The organism is Pseudidiomarina atlantica (assembly GCF_000753735.1).
Classification (GTDB): Bacteria; Pseudomonadota; Gammaproteobacteria; order Enterobacterales; family Alteromonadaceae; genus Pseudidiomarina; species Pseudidiomarina atlantica.
This window is the reverse complement of the sequence record NZ_JPIN01000001.1, coordinates 351,081-363,776: the sequence shown is the minus strand read 5'-3', so window position 1 is coordinate 363,776 and position 12,696 is coordinate 351,081. Positions and strand designations below refer to the sequence as shown.

The following is a 12,696-nucleotide window of genomic DNA, read 5'->3' as shown; positions in this document are numbered from 1 at the left end:
ACATGACAGACGAGCAGCAAGAACAGCACGACATCATCAAACGCTTACGCAAACATTACGACGAGTTTGCCGATGTAAGCATCGATAAATTGGGCGATTTGTACCACAAAGAAGTCACTTTTATCGACCCGATTCATCAAGTTCATGGCCTCGAAGACCTGCAAAAGTATTTCAAAGCAACTATGGAAAATGTTGAACAGTGTCATTTCGCCTTTACTGAATACGCCGAGAATGGTGAACACTTCTTTGTTAACTGGCAGATGCGTCTGATGCACCCAAAGCTGGCCGACGGACAAGAAATCGTGTTGCCCGGTGTCAGCCATTTGGAAATGAAAGACGACAAGATCATTCAGCAACGCGATTATTATGATTTAGGCGCGATGATTTATGAGCATGTAGCCGTACTTGGTTATGTCATCAAAAAAATTAAAGCAAGGATGATTCCCGCATGAATGTACTTATTACTGGTGCGACTTCTGGTATTGGCAAGCAGCTTGCCATGGATTATGCCAAAGCCGGGCATCACGTGGTTGCCTGCGGCCGCAATAAAGAAGCTTTACAGGCGCTCGAACAGGAGTTCCCTGATACCATTGCAGGGCAACAACTAGACATCACCCATGCCGATGAAACATTGCAAAATTTGCGGCCGTATACCGATCTTGATGTGGTTATCTTGAGCGCTGGAGTGTGCGAATACGTTGACATCGACCATTTCGAAGCTGATATGTTTGCGCGTGTGTTCAACGTCAATGTGGTTGGCACCATGCGCTGTGTTGAAGCTTTGCTGCCAAATCTTAAAGCGGGTAGTAAGCTGGTCATCGTCGGCAGTACCGCACGTCTATTGCCGTTTACCAAAGCTGAAGCTTACGGTGGCTCGAAAGCTGCAATCCATTACATTACCCGCAGTTTGCAAGTGGACCTTGCGCCGCGAGGTATCAAAGTCTTGAGCGTGTCACCTGGGTTTGTTGAAACTCCAATGACTTCGCAAAATGACTTCGAAATGCCGATGCAAGTGACGCCAGAATTTGCCTCGGCATCGATTCGTAAAGGTATTGAGAAAAATACACTCGATATTACTTTTCCACGAACCTTTGGTTGGTTCCTCAAATTTTCGTCACGGCTACCGCAATCGTGGCAAGTTGCGTTGTCGCGACGCTTTTCCAAATAACCGATGTAGTACAGCAGGGAACTGAATGAAGATAGCAATTATTGGTAGTGGCATCGCCGGCATGACTTGTGCACATTTGTTGCACGAACAACACGACGTACAACTTTTTGAAAAGAATGACTACATCGGGGGCCACACCCGCACCGTAGAAGTAGTAGTACAAGGCAAAACCTATGCCATCGATACCGGGTTTATCGTTTTTAATGACCGGACCTATCCGAATTTTCGCGCGTTGATGCGCAAAATCGGAGTGCAGTGGCGCGATACCGAAATGAGCTTCAGTGTGCGTGATCCGGCCACCGGCCTTGAATACAACGGGCATTCATTGAATACCTTGTTTGCTCAGCGTAAAAATCTGCTGAAACCTTCTTTTTACCGATTATTGAGCGGCATTGTGAAATTTAACAAGCAAGCCAAAGCAGCACATGCGCAAGGGCTCGGCTCGAATCAGCAGACTTTAGGGGAATTCCTTGCGCAGCAAAAGTTATCGCAAGACGTTGCGGATTTGTATTTACTACCTATGGTCGCAGCGATTTGGTCGGCGAGTATAGATGATGCCGCTGACTTTCCCCTCGACTTCTTTTTGCGTTTTTTCGAGAACCACGGCCTTTTGAATGTAAGCGATAGACCTCAGTGGGCGACGATTATGGGTGGGTCTTCAGCTTATATCGAGCCTCTTATCGGTCACTTAGGAGATCGTATCCATAGCAACTGCGACATCGCTAAGGTGCACCGCAACATGGCGCATCGTGAAGGCAATATAACGCTTGAATTCGGCAACGGTGAGTTGCAGGATTTCGATGAGGTTATCTTTGCCTGTCATAGCGATCAGGCGCTAGCGCTATTAGCAGATCCAAGTGCTGAAGAGCAGCAGGTGTTAGGTGCGATTCCTTATCAAGACAATGATGTTGTGCTGCACACAGATATTCGTTTATTACCGCGGGCACGGCGGGCATGGGCAAGTTGGAACTATTTATTGCATCATGGCGATGATGCGCGCACCCGACCAAGCTCGGTTACATATGACATGAATATCTTGCAAGGCATTGATGCACCTGAAACTTTTTGTGTTACTTTAAACAACACAGATGCGATTCAACCGGAGCGGATTTTGCGTCGATTCACTTATGCTCACCCTGTTTACAGTGTTGCTTCGATGGCCGCCCGGCAATGCCGAAGCGAGATTTGTGGGCAACAGCATACGCATTTCTGTGGTGCGTACTGGTACAACGGTTTCCACGAGGATGGCGTGCGTAGTGCGCTCGATGTAACCCAACGCCTTGGAGTCAAGTGGCATGCTGAGTAGCGCCATTTTGCGTGGTCGCGTTTTTCACCAACGAACGCGACCTACGCAGCACAGTTTTGCTTACCCAACCGCTCAGTGGTGGTTGGCATTAGATGAGTTACCCGAAGTAGCCCAACAAAGTTGGGCTTTTTCCTGTAGAGGCTTCGCACCGATTTGGTTTCGTCGAGCGGATTATTTACGCGGCACCGAGGGCGATTTGGCCACTGCAGTGCGAGACAAAATGTCAGCTCTTGCCGGTCGCAAATTAACCGGACGCGTTTTTTTTCTCGGTAACTTACGTACCATGGGTCTCTATTTTAGTCCTATCAATTGTTATTTTTTGCTACCTGAAGGGGCGACGGAGTATAGCCACATGCTTGCCGAAGTCAGCAATACCCCGTGGAACGAACGGCATTATTATTTACTTGATCTGACCCAGCCATTAAGTCACGACAAAGCCTTTCACGTATCGCCATTTAATCCCATAGATATGCGCTACGAATGGCAAATAACTCCGCCGTATCAGCAACCTGACAATCGCTGCACAATTCACCTTGCGGCCGTGAAAGAGGAACGCCATTTTAGTGCCACGTTACGATTACGTCGTGTTGAATTGAACCGCAAGAGCATTCGTGGCGTATTATTGAGATATCCGATAAATACCATCACTACCGTTGCAGCAATCTATTGGCAAGCGTTGCGGTTGTGGTTGAAAAAGACACCTGTTTATGACCATCCATAACAATATTAAGGAAGTTTTGGGGCAGCTATGAGTACAGAAACTGCGATGGCCATTATGGCACAAGCGAAAACTACAGAAAAATGGGCGCGTCGTGCCGTATTACGCCTGCTACAGGAGTTGCGTGAGGGCTTCGTTACCTTGCGTGAAAATGGCGAGGTCGTCGGACACTTTGGCAACGAGTTAAGCGAATTGCGCGCTGAAATTAACGTATTGAAACCGAGTTTTTATCGTAAGTTACTATTTGGCGGTAGCATTGCTTCGGGGGAAACCTTTATCGATCAGGAATGGGAAACTCCGGATCTGACCGCTGTGATTCAAGTATTTGCACGGAACCTTCCAGCGCTTGACGCCTTCGAAGCGAAATTCAGCTGGTTACTCATGCCGTATCAAAAGTTTCAGCATTGGCGTCGTCGCAATCATAAGCAACAAGCCAAAGAAAACATTTCAGCGCATTACGATTTGGGCAATGACTTGTACGAAGCATTCCTCGACCCAGCGATGCAGTATTCAAGCGCAGTCTATCCGACTGCTGATGCTGATTTGACTGCAGCCCAGCAATACAAACTCAAACGTTTGTGTGACAGCCTCGAGTTGAAGCCCACCGACCATCTGATCGAGATTGGCACCGGTTGGGGTGGCTTGGCGCTTTACGCCGCTCAGCATTATGGCTGCCGTGTGACCACCACAACGATTTCGAAAGAACAGTTCAAACATGCGCAACAAAAGGTCGCAGACGCAGGTCTAAGTGATCGAGTGACCTTGCTGCTTGAGGACTATCGGGATCTCGAAGGTCAATATGACAAATTAATCTCGGTAGAAATGATCGAAGCGGTTGGACGACAGTTTATGCCGACTTATTTTAAGACTTGCAGCCGATTATTAAAGCCGAATGGCAAAATGGCGCTGCAAGCTATTACTATCGCTGATCAACGCATGAAGAGTTATGCCTACTCGGTTGATTTTATTCAGCAACACGTATTCCCGGGCGGTTTTTTGCCGTCGTTAACGATGATCACCGAAATGTTTACTAAGCACACTGACATGGTTGTGCGGCAAGTCCATGATATTGGTTTTGACTACGCTAAGACCCTGCGCGACTGGCGGCTCAAGTTTAATGCGGCGCATCCGCAGTTGCGGCAAGCTGGCTACGACGATCGTTTTGGTCGGTTGTGGAATTTTTACCTGAGTTACTGCGAAGGCGGTTTCTTGGAGCGTACCTGCTCAGCAGTCCAACTAGTCGCAACCAAGCCGGCGGCGCGCTAATGACGCTGCCGAATTGGCTAAAATCAGTCACTCTAAGACGTTTAGCTGGCTTACTCTGGTTTGACTTAGTGTGGTTCAGTACCGTAGCTGGACGTGGCGATTGGTTGTTACTGGCTTTGCCAATAGTGGCAGTGCAGATATTTTTAAGTAGTACGCGACCTGGTTTTAATTGGCGTCTTTATAGCGTTCTGCTTGCCTTGGGACTGGGTTTGGAAGCTTTGGTGGTAAGCCTTGGCGTGCTCGACTTTACCGGTGGTTGGCTACCGTTATGGTTGATTGTTCTGTGGTTGGGTTTTGCCGCTATGGTCACCACAACGCTGGATTGGTTAGCTGGACGCTATTGGGTCGCTGCAGTTATCGGTATTGCTTCGGGTCCCTTAACCTACGCTGTAGGTGCGCGCCTTGGTGCAGCAGAGATCTTAGTCACCGAGTGGCTGCTCTGGGTCACTTACGGCGTACTCTGGGGAGTTTATATGGTCCTATTCGCTTGGCTTATGCAGCGTTGGGGTGGCACACAAAAGATGGAGGTTGCAAATGGTTAAAGTCGCTTACGCAGTGGCTACTGCGCTTCTGCTTGGACTCAATGCTAATGCTTACGCGAGCTGTCAAGCTGATCGACTAAGCACGCTAGATGCTGTCGGGAAGACTCGCCTAAGTGTTCTATTTTGGGATGTTTATGATGCCGAATTATTTACTGACTCGGGCAATTATGACAGCTACCAACAGCGCGCATTGCGACTCAGTTACTTGCGCGACATTGAAGCACAAGATTTGGTCGACACCACTCGTGAAGAATGGGAACGCTTAGATATCGAAATAACCTCTGAGCATGAGCAATGGCTGACCGAGCTAGCTGACATGTGGCCTGATGTGCGTGAAGGTGATTGTCTGATGTTGTTCGAAACGTCGGACGGCTACAGTGAATTCTATAATGCCGATAGCAAATTAGGTGAAATTCCATCGGCCACCTTTACCGAGGATTTTCTCGCGATTTGGCTAAGTCCTCAATCACGGTTTCGCGATGAACGCGATGAACTCATTGGAGCCTCTTGATGAAAAAATTAAGCTTAATTTTAGCTGCGAGTTGTTTGTTCTTGCTGGTAGGTTGTTCAACTTCGCTTGATACGTATAAAGACACTGAGCCACATTTAAAGTTAGAGGAGTTCTTTAACGGTGAGCTCGTTGCTTATGGAATGGTGCAGGATTACAGTGGCGAGGTCATTCAACGGTTCCGCGCTGATTTGATCGGCACCTGGGATGGCAATGAAGGAGTACTCGACGAAACTTTTTATTATGCCGATGGTAGCGAGCAAAAGCGTATTTGGTACCTTACCAAGACTGGCCCGGATCTTTATGAAGGGCGCGCCAGTGATGTTGAGGGCGTTGCTGAAGGTAAGGTTGCAGGTAATGTGCTTAACTGGACCTATGTCTTAAACATTGAATTAGACGGCGAACCTTTTGCAGTGAAGTTAGATGATTGGCTCTATTTAGTCGATGAAGACAACATGATTAACCGAACGCAAATGTACAAGTTTGGTATCAACGTTGGTGAAATAACTTTGTATATCGGTAAGAAGTAGATAGCTCGAAAGTCATAATTAAAAAGCCCTGCTCAAGTGCAGGGCTTTTAATTTTTTACAGCACTTGCGTTGCGACTTAATAGCCTCGCGGTAAGCGTGATAAAGTCGCATCATCTTCAAGCTTTTTGCGCCATAATTCACGCGCAGTTAAACCACCTGACGTTGATTTTTTCGCAGCGGCTTTCTTTGCAGCAGGTTTTTTAGCTGCAGGTTTTTCAGCTGCTTTTGTTTTTGCTGCAGGTTTAGCTTCAGCTTTAGCACCGGCTAGAGCTTTGGTTTCTTCAGCAAGTTGTGCCAAGCGCATATTTTTGCCACCATCGACGCTATACCAGCCGTTGCTGGCTTCGATCGTTGGTTTTTTACCGTGAGCCTTTTCGTAAGCTGCGGTAAAATCAGCGATGACTTGGTCTTTATCAAGTTTGCTCATGGAAAAATCCTTTGCATATTGAGTAAAAGTTCTCCGTTTTTATACCGTTTTTTGCGCAGATTGTCTAATTTTCAGCGCATTAGCTACAAAAAATGAGGTTTTGTCATGAATCGTGACGAGTTAGGACACTATTTAGCGGATCTACTAACGGTTGATCGCTGTCAAGACTATTGTCCCAATGGTATGCAAGTTGAGGGGCGCCCATCGATTCAACATATTGTCACTGGTGTCACGGCATGCCAAGCGTTACTTGATAGAGCGATTGAGTTAGAGGCGGACGCAGTGTTGGTGCACCACGGCTATTTTTGGAAGGGTGAGCCGGTAGTAGTAACCGGAATGAAAAAACGACGCCTACAAACGCTGCTACAACATGAAGTGAGTTTGTTTGCCTATCACTTGCCGCTCGATATTCATCCAAGGCTCGGCAATAACGCGCAACTTGCGCGGCTGATGGATTGGCCTGAGCCTGAAGTGCTTGCTGCAATTGAACCGCAAGGAGTGGTGATGACCTCAACGTTGATTACATCGATGACGGCAGACCAATTGGCGCAACAACTTGAACAACGCTTAGGACGCAGCCTTTTTTGTGCCGTGTACGAGCAACAGCAAGTGCGTAAAATTGCGTGGTGCACCGGAGGCGGACAAGGTTTCATCGATGCTGCTGCAACGGCTGGCTGCGATGCTTTTATTACCGGAGAGGTATCGGAACAAACCATACACAGCGCACGCGAGCAGGGGATTGCTTTCTATGCCGCCGGCCATCACGCAACTGAACGCTATGGTATTCAGGCATTAGGCGAGCATTTAGCCGAGCGCTTTGGAATTCGTCATACCTTTGTTGATATCGATAGTCCAGCATGAGTGCACCAAAGAGAGACCAGAGTTTCGCCGGATTGACGGGTAAGTTTGCGAAAAATATCTACGCCACACCCAAAGGCAAATTACGCCTAGCGGTATTAGAGCGGGATTTAGCGCCATGGTTTCAACGGCAAACGCCTTTGCGCGTACTCGATATCGGCGCAGGATTAGGTCAGTTCAGTGAAAATTTTGCGCACCGCGGCCACAAGGTGACACACACTGATATTGCTGCAGACATGGTGGCGGCTGCACAACAGCAGCACGCGGCGCATGGCGTAGCAGCACAGTATCAATATCACACTGCGTCGCTACAACAATTGCCAAAGGTACTCGGTACGCAGCAGTACGATGTGGTGCTGTGTCATGCGGTGCTTGAATGGCTCGCGGAGCCACAATTAGCGCTGCCGATACTTAAACAATTTATGGCAAACGATGGCTTATTGTCGCTAATGTTTTACAACCGCGATGCAAAGATTATGGCCAACATGGTCTTTGGTAATTTTGATTATGTGGCAGCAGATCTGCAGGTGAAAAAACGAGTGCGAATGAGCCCTCAGCAACCAATTGCGCCGGCCGCGATGGAAGCTTGGCTGGAACAATATCAGTTAGCGGTTATGCAGAAGACCGGCGTACGGTGTTTCCACGATTACCTGCGTAAACCGGCAGATGCGCTCGAACACTTTGAACAATTGGTCGAATTAGAGATGCGGTACAATCAAACCCAGCCTTTTGCCGCACTTGGGCGTTATCAACATTGGCAAATTCAACATGGCAACTAGACAAGTTTTGATTTATTACAAGTCCTGCAGTGCGCGCGCGCGTGCACTCGCCGATGACTACCAAAGCTTCTTTGCGGCCCAGTTGGGCGTCGCCCACGTATGTCTTGTTCCGAGTAATCCTGATCGTGAACAGGATATTGCTGCCATGCGCAGCTGGCTGCAGCAAGTCGAAAATATCAACGAAAGCGAATGTCTGGTGATTGGCGGCGATGGCAGTATCAATATTGCCGCACAGGTGTTTGCTGAAACGCCAGTAGTCATCAGTGTAATCCCTGCTGGTACAGGTAATGATTTTGCCACCGCTTTAGCGCTAAAAGATCCCCTATGGCGACGTCAGGGCACGACTGAGACCAGCGTGCGAAGTATTGGCAAAATAGGTGAACATTATTTTATTAATCATGCCGGAACCGGCATCAGCGTCGCCTTGCAACGGCTGCAGAGTGATTATACTAAACGTTGGTTAGGGCGTTCGAGTTACTTGCTAGCACTGTGTCGCTATTTATTCACCCGTCCGAGTCGACGTTGTTGCATTATGGACCATGACCATGAGCTTGAATTCCAGGTTGTTAGTGTCAACAAAGCAATCGGTGGCGGCATTGTGGTCTATCCTGAGGCGCAGCGAGAACAGCAACTGTTGGGCTATTTGGCAGTCCCTAGACTGCCACGGCTGAAACAATTGAATGCGCTGTACTGGCTGTTACGCCGTCAGCCCAAGCGTAGTGCCATTATTGTGGTAGCAGAAGCAGAGTCGTTTACCATTGGCGATACTGAGAATGGTATTGAACTCGACGGCGATAGCATCCCGTTAAATGGTCCAGCCGAAGCAAGAATTGTTCGCGCCGGCCTTACCGTCCGCCACCCCAAAGTTGTCACTAACGAATAACGAATAACGACTAACGAATAACGAGGTCTTTTATGAAATGTGCATTTATTGGATTAGGCGTCATGGGTTATCCCATGGCTGGACATCTTCAACAAAACGGCTTCGCAACAACCGTTTATAACCGTACCACCAGTAAAGCAGAGCAATGGGTTAAAACCTATGGCGGAAAACTCGCCGAAACGCCAAGAGAAGCCGCGATAGATGCCGATATTGTTATGGTGTGTGTTGGCAATGACGATGACGTACGTAGCGTTTTTTATGGCGATGATGGACTGCTTAATAGTATCCGTGAAAACACTATTGTTATTGACCACACTACCGCATCAGCAGAACTGGCGCGTGAGTTAAGTGAACAAGTTCATGATCGCGTTGCGTTGTTTCTAGATGCGCCTGTTTCAGGTGGCCAACAGGGAGCAGAAAACGCTGTACTGACAGCGATGATCGGCGGTGATAAAGCAGCATTTGAAGCCGCTGAAGAAGCCCTGCAGTGTTACTGCAAAACCCGTGAGTACATGGGTGAGGCAGGCTATGGTCAGTTGGCAAAAATGGTCAATCAAATTTGTATTGCTGGGGTTGTACAAGGCCTGTCTGAAGGCTTACAACTGGCGCGTAAAGCTGGTTTAGACCCGGATGCTTTAATTCGCGCGATCAGCCAAGGTGCCGCCGGATCATGGCAAATGCAAAACCGCTATAAAACGATGTGGCAGGGACATTATGAACATGGCTTTGCGGTGGACTGGATGCGCAAGGATTTAAAAATCGCTTTGGCTGAAGCAGACCGTCATGGTTTGAGCATGCCGCTTACCGCCTTAGTCGATCAATTCTACGCCGAAGTACAGCAAATGGGCGGCAGTCGCTGGGACACCTCAAGTCTGCTCGCTCGCCTCGAAAAATAGCGCCCACAAAAAAGCCCCGAACCCGGGGCTTTTTCTTTTCCGCTTTTCGTTTTTCCGAATAACGAATATCGAATAACGAATATCGGCTCTTTTATCGAATACCCATGCGACGTAACGCAGAAGTACTGAAATCACTACGCTCTGGCTCGATATCAAAGTTCATATACTCGGACTCTTCGTTCGCAAGACCTAGCACAATGAAACGACCAGAGTTCAAGTCATACAGCGCCTCTGCCGCCATCCACGGAGTATCGTGATAGTAGAACTGAGTGTTGTACGCTTCAGCAACACGCCACAACTCACCACGGTTATCGTAATGGTCGATGACGCTCGCAGTCCAAGTATCTTCATCAATGAACATGTGACGCGTTTGATAAATGTGACGCTCGCCGTCTTTCAACGTAGCTTTCACTTCCCAAACGCGGTGTTTCTCATAGCGCACCAAGTCTTGATCCATGTGACCAGGGTTGATGATGTCGTCATACGAGAGTTCCGGATCCATCAACTTGTAGTTGTTGTACGGAATGTACATTTCGCGCTTACCGACCAATTCCCAATTGTATTTGTTCGGTGCACCGTTAAACATATCCAGACCGTCAGAAGTACGTAGACCATCAGAGGCTGTACCTGGACCATCATAAGCTACGTTTGGTGCGCGACGGACACGACGTTGGCCGGCATTGTATAGCCAAGCGCGACGACCTTCTTTAACTTGGTTAATGGTTTCGTGTACCAGCAATACGGTGCCGGTTTGACGTGCAGGAGCCAGAACTTCTTGTAAGAAATAGAACAAGATGTTGTCGTCTGCTGCTTCGCGACCGCTTGCCATATACTCAGGGAATACCAGCGACTCACGCAACAAGACCGGAACGAAGTTACCGTCTTCTAATACTGGGAACTGATTTACCAAGCGTTCAACAGCACCACCGCGATAGCGGGTGATGTGATTCCAGATCACTTCCAAACCATTTTCAGGAATCGGGAAGGGCACGTGCATCTTAAAGTTCTCAAGACCGTTACCACCGGCAACCAGCTCTGCATTCAGCGCGTTCTCTTTGATGACATCATATACTGCTTGCGGATAAGCCGCTGAACGACGTGTTGGATAGATGTGCATTTTGTACTCAGGGTACTTATCAAACATCGCGATTTGGCCTGCGGAAAGCATGTCTTTATGCTCATCGAGGTTGTCGTGCGTGATGGTGAAAAGAACCTGATCATCGGCAAATGGGTCCGCCGGACGGGCTGGGATTTCACCATCAGCTGTCACACTATAACCACCGTCCCATGCAGGAATTGAACCGTCAGCGTTGCCTGCCATCTCGGCACCGACTGGCGTTAAATCTTGACCTAAGCGCGCGGCTTCTTCTGGAGTGACTTTCGCCATTACACTTGCTGAAATAACAGAAAGTGCGAAAACCCCAGCTTTAAGCATCATTTTATTCATGTTTGCTTTTCCTTGTTTGTTCTATGTACTTGGTTCAAGCTACATTAAAAACATTCTAAATTAAATGCCCAAGTCCTACTAGCGTTTAGCCCTATCTCGCGGTAAGGTATCAGCTGGTTTGACCTGTCTTAAATTATCCATAGCATGTACGGCTTAAGAAAATTTTGCAACATTAAAAAACACAATTCTAAGACACTGAAACAAGATGAGGGTTCCATGACGAGAACAAGGTTCTGTGCAACTGCAATAGCGCTGGCTTTCAGCGCAGTCGCAACAGCACAAGACGCGCCGTCTGACGGCTATGACGTCATTTACGCGGCAGCGATGCCTGCACCAGAAGCGACACGCGCAGTTCTAACAGAAATCGATAAAACCGCTGACCGCGTGATTGCTGTGGGTGATTACGGAGTCATCGTGACCCGCGAACGGGGCGCCGATGAATGGCAACAAGCTGATGTCCCGAGTAGCGTATTTCTGACCAGTATCGACTTCGCTGATGACACCAACGGTTGGGCTGTGGGTCACCATGGTGTCATTTTGCATACCACTGACGGCGGTCATACATGGCACCGCCAACTCGATGGTTTCCAGTATATTGAATTACAAATTTCCTACTTTGAATCTCTGGTCGCGGATATTGAAGAATCGCTTGCAGATGATGAACTCGATGATGATTTGCGTTCAGAACTAGAATTTCAATTAGACGATGCTTTGTTCCGCCTAGATAATGCCACCTTCGCCAAGGAAGAGGGGCCAACTAAGCCATTTTTAGACGTGCACGTTGCAACAAACGGTACTATCTGGGTCACCGGCGCTTATGGTGCTTTGCTGCAATCGTCTGATGCAGGCAAAACTTGGCAGGTGCGTGATGCAGCTGTCGAGAATCCTGACGGGTATCACCTCAACGCGATAGTCAGTGACAACGACACTTTATTTATGGTGGGTGAGGCCGGTTTGCTATTCCGCAGCTCTGACAACGGAGTCAATTGGGATACGCTTGAATCTCCTTATTATGGCTCGTTGTTCGGCGCCCACGTTGACCAACAGCAGCGGCTGTGGGTATTTGGCTTACGCGGCAATATTTTTGTTAGCGAAGATAAGGGTGATAATTTTACCCAATTGAGCTTGAGTGATGCGGTGAACATCAACGCTGCGATCGATGCACCTAATGACGGATTATATTTTGCCGGCAACGCGGGCGTCGTTGCCTACCTTAATGCCGCAGGTGAATTAATTGAACAGACCCATGCAAGTGGTGCTGTACTGACCGATCTTATCGTTGATGAGGATGGTAGTCTGACCTTAGTAGGTCAACGTGGTGTACTTACCATGCCAAGCAGTGTGTTAAGCGAAAAGGAATAACGACGC

The 12,696-nt window shown here is 48.2% G+C and carries 15 protein-coding genes; 13 read left to right on the top strand and 2 right to left on the bottom strand.

Annotated elements, in window-relative coordinates:
• The first annotated feature begins 2 nt into the window (after nt 1-2).
• Genes IDAT_RS01775 through IDAT_RS01740 form a run of 8 tightly spaced genes read left to right on the top strand, consistent with a single transcriptional unit; the run spans nt 3 to nt 6,038 of the window.
• Complete coding sequence (locus IDAT_RS01775; RefSeq protein ID WP_034729697.1) at nt 3-452, top strand: nuclear transport factor 2 family protein; 450 nt, start codon at nt 3-5, stop codon at nt 450-452.
• Complete coding sequence (locus tag IDAT_RS01770; protein WP_034729695.1) at nt 449-1,168, top strand: SDR family NAD(P)-dependent oxidoreductase; 720 nt, start codon at nt 449-451, stop codon at nt 1,166-1,168. Before IDAT_RS01775 ends, IDAT_RS01770 begins: the two co-directional genes overlap by 4 nt.
• A 25-nt stretch (nt 1,169-1,193) precedes the next feature.
• Nucleotides 1,194-2,474 carry an NAD(P)/FAD-dependent oxidoreductase gene (locus IDAT_RS01765; RefSeq protein WP_034729693.1) on the top strand — a complete coding sequence of 427 codons (1,281 nt, stop codon included), beginning with the start codon at nt 1,194-1,196 and terminating at the stop codon, nt 2,472-2,474.
• A complete protein-coding gene (locus IDAT_RS01760) occupies nt 2,464-3,195 on the top strand; it encodes a DUF1365 domain-containing protein (protein WP_341871916.1) in 732 nt (243 codons plus the stop codon). Before IDAT_RS01765 ends, IDAT_RS01760 begins: the two co-directional genes overlap by 11 nt.
• Nucleotides 3,196-3,222: 27 nt before the next feature.
• On the top strand, nt 3,223-4,458 hold the full coding sequence (locus IDAT_RS01755) for an SAM-dependent methyltransferase (protein ID WP_051986500.1): 1,236 nt from the start codon (nt 3,223-3,225) through the stop codon (nt 4,456-4,458).
• Nucleotides 4,458-5,000, top strand: coding sequence for a DUF2878 domain-containing protein (locus tag IDAT_RS01750; protein WP_034729691.1), 543 nt, complete (start codon nt 4,458-4,460; stop codon nt 4,998-5,000). Before IDAT_RS01755 ends, IDAT_RS01750 begins: the two co-directional genes overlap by 1 nt.
• A complete protein-coding gene (locus tag IDAT_RS01745; protein ID WP_034729689.1) occupies nt 4,993-5,511 on the top strand; it encodes a chalcone isomerase family protein in 519 nt (172 codons plus the stop codon). Before IDAT_RS01750 ends, IDAT_RS01745 begins: the two co-directional genes overlap by 8 nt.
• A complete protein-coding gene (locus IDAT_RS01740) occupies nt 5,511-6,038 on the top strand; it encodes a DUF3833 domain-containing protein (protein ID WP_034729686.1) in 528 nt (175 codons plus the stop codon). The genes IDAT_RS01745 and IDAT_RS01740 overlap by 1 nt, the downstream gene beginning before the upstream one ends.
• 76 nt (nt 6,039-6,114) lie before the next feature.
• Here the strand turns inward: IDAT_RS01740 and IDAT_RS01735 are convergent, their stop codons facing one another.
• Nucleotides 6,115-6,465: a hypothetical protein gene (locus tag IDAT_RS01735; protein WP_034729683.1), complete on the bottom strand. Its 351-nt coding sequence runs from the start codon at nt 6,463-6,465 to the stop codon at nt 6,115-6,117.
• A 105-nt stretch (nt 6,466-6,570) separates the two neighbouring features.
• On the opposite strand from IDAT_RS01735, the gene IDAT_RS01730 reads away from it, so the two are divergent.
• The 4 genes from IDAT_RS01730 to IDAT_RS01715 are packed head-to-tail and all read left to right on the top strand — an operon-like array spanning nt 6,571 to nt 9,881.
• Nucleotides 6,571-7,326, top strand: a complete 756-nt coding sequence (locus IDAT_RS01730; protein ID WP_034729680.1) for a Nif3-like dinuclear metal center hexameric protein — start codon at nt 6,571-6,573, stop codon at nt 7,324-7,326.
• Nucleotides 7,323-8,102 (top strand): methyltransferase domain-containing protein, encoded by a 780-nt coding sequence (locus tag IDAT_RS01725; RefSeq protein WP_034729677.1) that lies wholly within the window; start codon nt 7,323-7,325, stop codon nt 8,100-8,102. The genes IDAT_RS01730 and IDAT_RS01725 overlap by 4 nt, the downstream gene beginning before the upstream one ends.
• Nucleotides 8,092-8,985, top strand: coding sequence for a diacylglycerol/lipid kinase family protein (locus tag IDAT_RS01720; RefSeq protein WP_034729674.1), 894 nt, complete (start codon nt 8,092-8,094; stop codon nt 8,983-8,985). Before IDAT_RS01725 ends, IDAT_RS01720 begins: the two co-directional genes overlap by 11 nt.
• 32 nt (nt 8,986-9,017) lie before the next feature.
• Nucleotides 9,018-9,881, top strand: a complete 864-nt coding sequence (locus IDAT_RS01715) for an NAD(P)-dependent oxidoreductase (protein WP_034729672.1) — start codon at nt 9,018-9,020, stop codon at nt 9,879-9,881.
• Between the two features lie 91 nt (nt 9,882-9,972).
• On the opposite strand, the gene IDAT_RS01710 is transcribed toward IDAT_RS01715, so the two are convergent.
• The gene (locus IDAT_RS01710) at nt 9,973-11,328 is read right to left on the bottom strand and encodes a DUF1329 domain-containing protein (protein WP_034729669.1); all 1,356 of its coding nucleotides are present in this window, start codon (nt 11,326-11,328) and stop codon (nt 9,973-9,975) included.
• Between the two features lie 216 nt (nt 11,329-11,544).
• Here IDAT_RS01710 and IDAT_RS01705 point away from each other — a divergent pair, with 216 nt between their 5' ends.
• Nucleotides 11,545-12,690 (top strand): WD40/YVTN/BNR-like repeat-containing protein, encoded by a 1,146-nt coding sequence (locus IDAT_RS01705; protein WP_051986499.1) that lies wholly within the window; start codon nt 11,545-11,547, stop codon nt 12,688-12,690.
• Nucleotides 12,691-12,696: the final 6 nt, after the last annotated feature.

What these genes read in the sequence shown, in the direction of transcription:
- IDAT_RS01775 (WP_034729697.1), top strand. Translation starts at nt 3, where the DNA reads ATGACAGACGAGCAGCAAGAACAGCACGACATCATCAAACGCTTACGC.
- IDAT_RS01745 (WP_034729689.1), top strand. Translation starts at nt 4,993, where the DNA reads ATGGTTAAAGTCGCTTACGCAGTGGCTACTGCGCTTCTGCTTGGACTC.
- IDAT_RS01755 (WP_051986500.1), top strand. Translation starts at nt 3,223, where the DNA reads ATGAGTACAGAAACTGCGATGGCCATTATGGCACAAGCGAAAACTACA.
- IDAT_RS01770 (WP_034729695.1), top strand. Translation starts at nt 449, where the DNA reads ATGAATGTACTTATTACTGGTGCGACTTCTGGTATTGGCAAGCAGCTT.
- IDAT_RS01725 (WP_034729677.1), top strand. Translation starts at nt 7,323, where the DNA reads ATGAGTGCACCAAAGAGAGACCAGAGTTTCGCCGGATTGACGGGTAAG.
- IDAT_RS01730 (WP_034729680.1), top strand. Translation starts at nt 6,571, where the DNA reads ATGAATCGTGACGAGTTAGGACACTATTTAGCGGATCTACTAACGGTT.
- IDAT_RS01750 (WP_034729691.1), top strand. Translation starts at nt 4,458, where the DNA reads ATGACGCTGCCGAATTGGCTAAAATCAGTCACTCTAAGACGTTTAGCT.
- IDAT_RS01740 (WP_034729686.1), top strand. Translation starts at nt 5,511, where the DNA reads ATGAAAAAATTAAGCTTAATTTTAGCTGCGAGTTGTTTGTTCTTGCTG.
- IDAT_RS01705 (WP_051986499.1), top strand. Translation starts at nt 11,545, where the DNA reads ATGACGAGAACAAGGTTCTGTGCAACTGCAATAGCGCTGGCTTTCAGC.
- IDAT_RS01710 (WP_034729669.1), bottom strand. Translation starts at nt 11,328, where the DNA reads ATGAATAAAATGATGCTTAAAGCTGGGGTTTTCGCACTTTCTGTTATT.
- IDAT_RS01765 (WP_034729693.1), top strand. Translation starts at nt 1,194, where the DNA reads ATGAAGATAGCAATTATTGGTAGTGGCATCGCCGGCATGACTTGTGCA.
- IDAT_RS01760 (WP_341871916.1), top strand. Translation starts at nt 2,464, where the DNA reads ATGCTGAGTAGCGCCATTTTGCGTGGTCGCGTTTTTCACCAACGAACG.
- IDAT_RS01720 (WP_034729674.1), top strand. Translation starts at nt 8,092, where the DNA reads ATGGCAACTAGACAAGTTTTGATTTATTACAAGTCCTGCAGTGCGCGC.
- IDAT_RS01715 (WP_034729672.1), top strand. Translation starts at nt 9,018, where the DNA reads ATGAAATGTGCATTTATTGGATTAGGCGTCATGGGTTATCCCATGGCT.
- IDAT_RS01735 (WP_034729683.1), bottom strand. Translation starts at nt 6,465, where the DNA reads ATGAGCAAACTTGATAAAGACCAAGTCATCGCTGATTTTACCGCAGCT.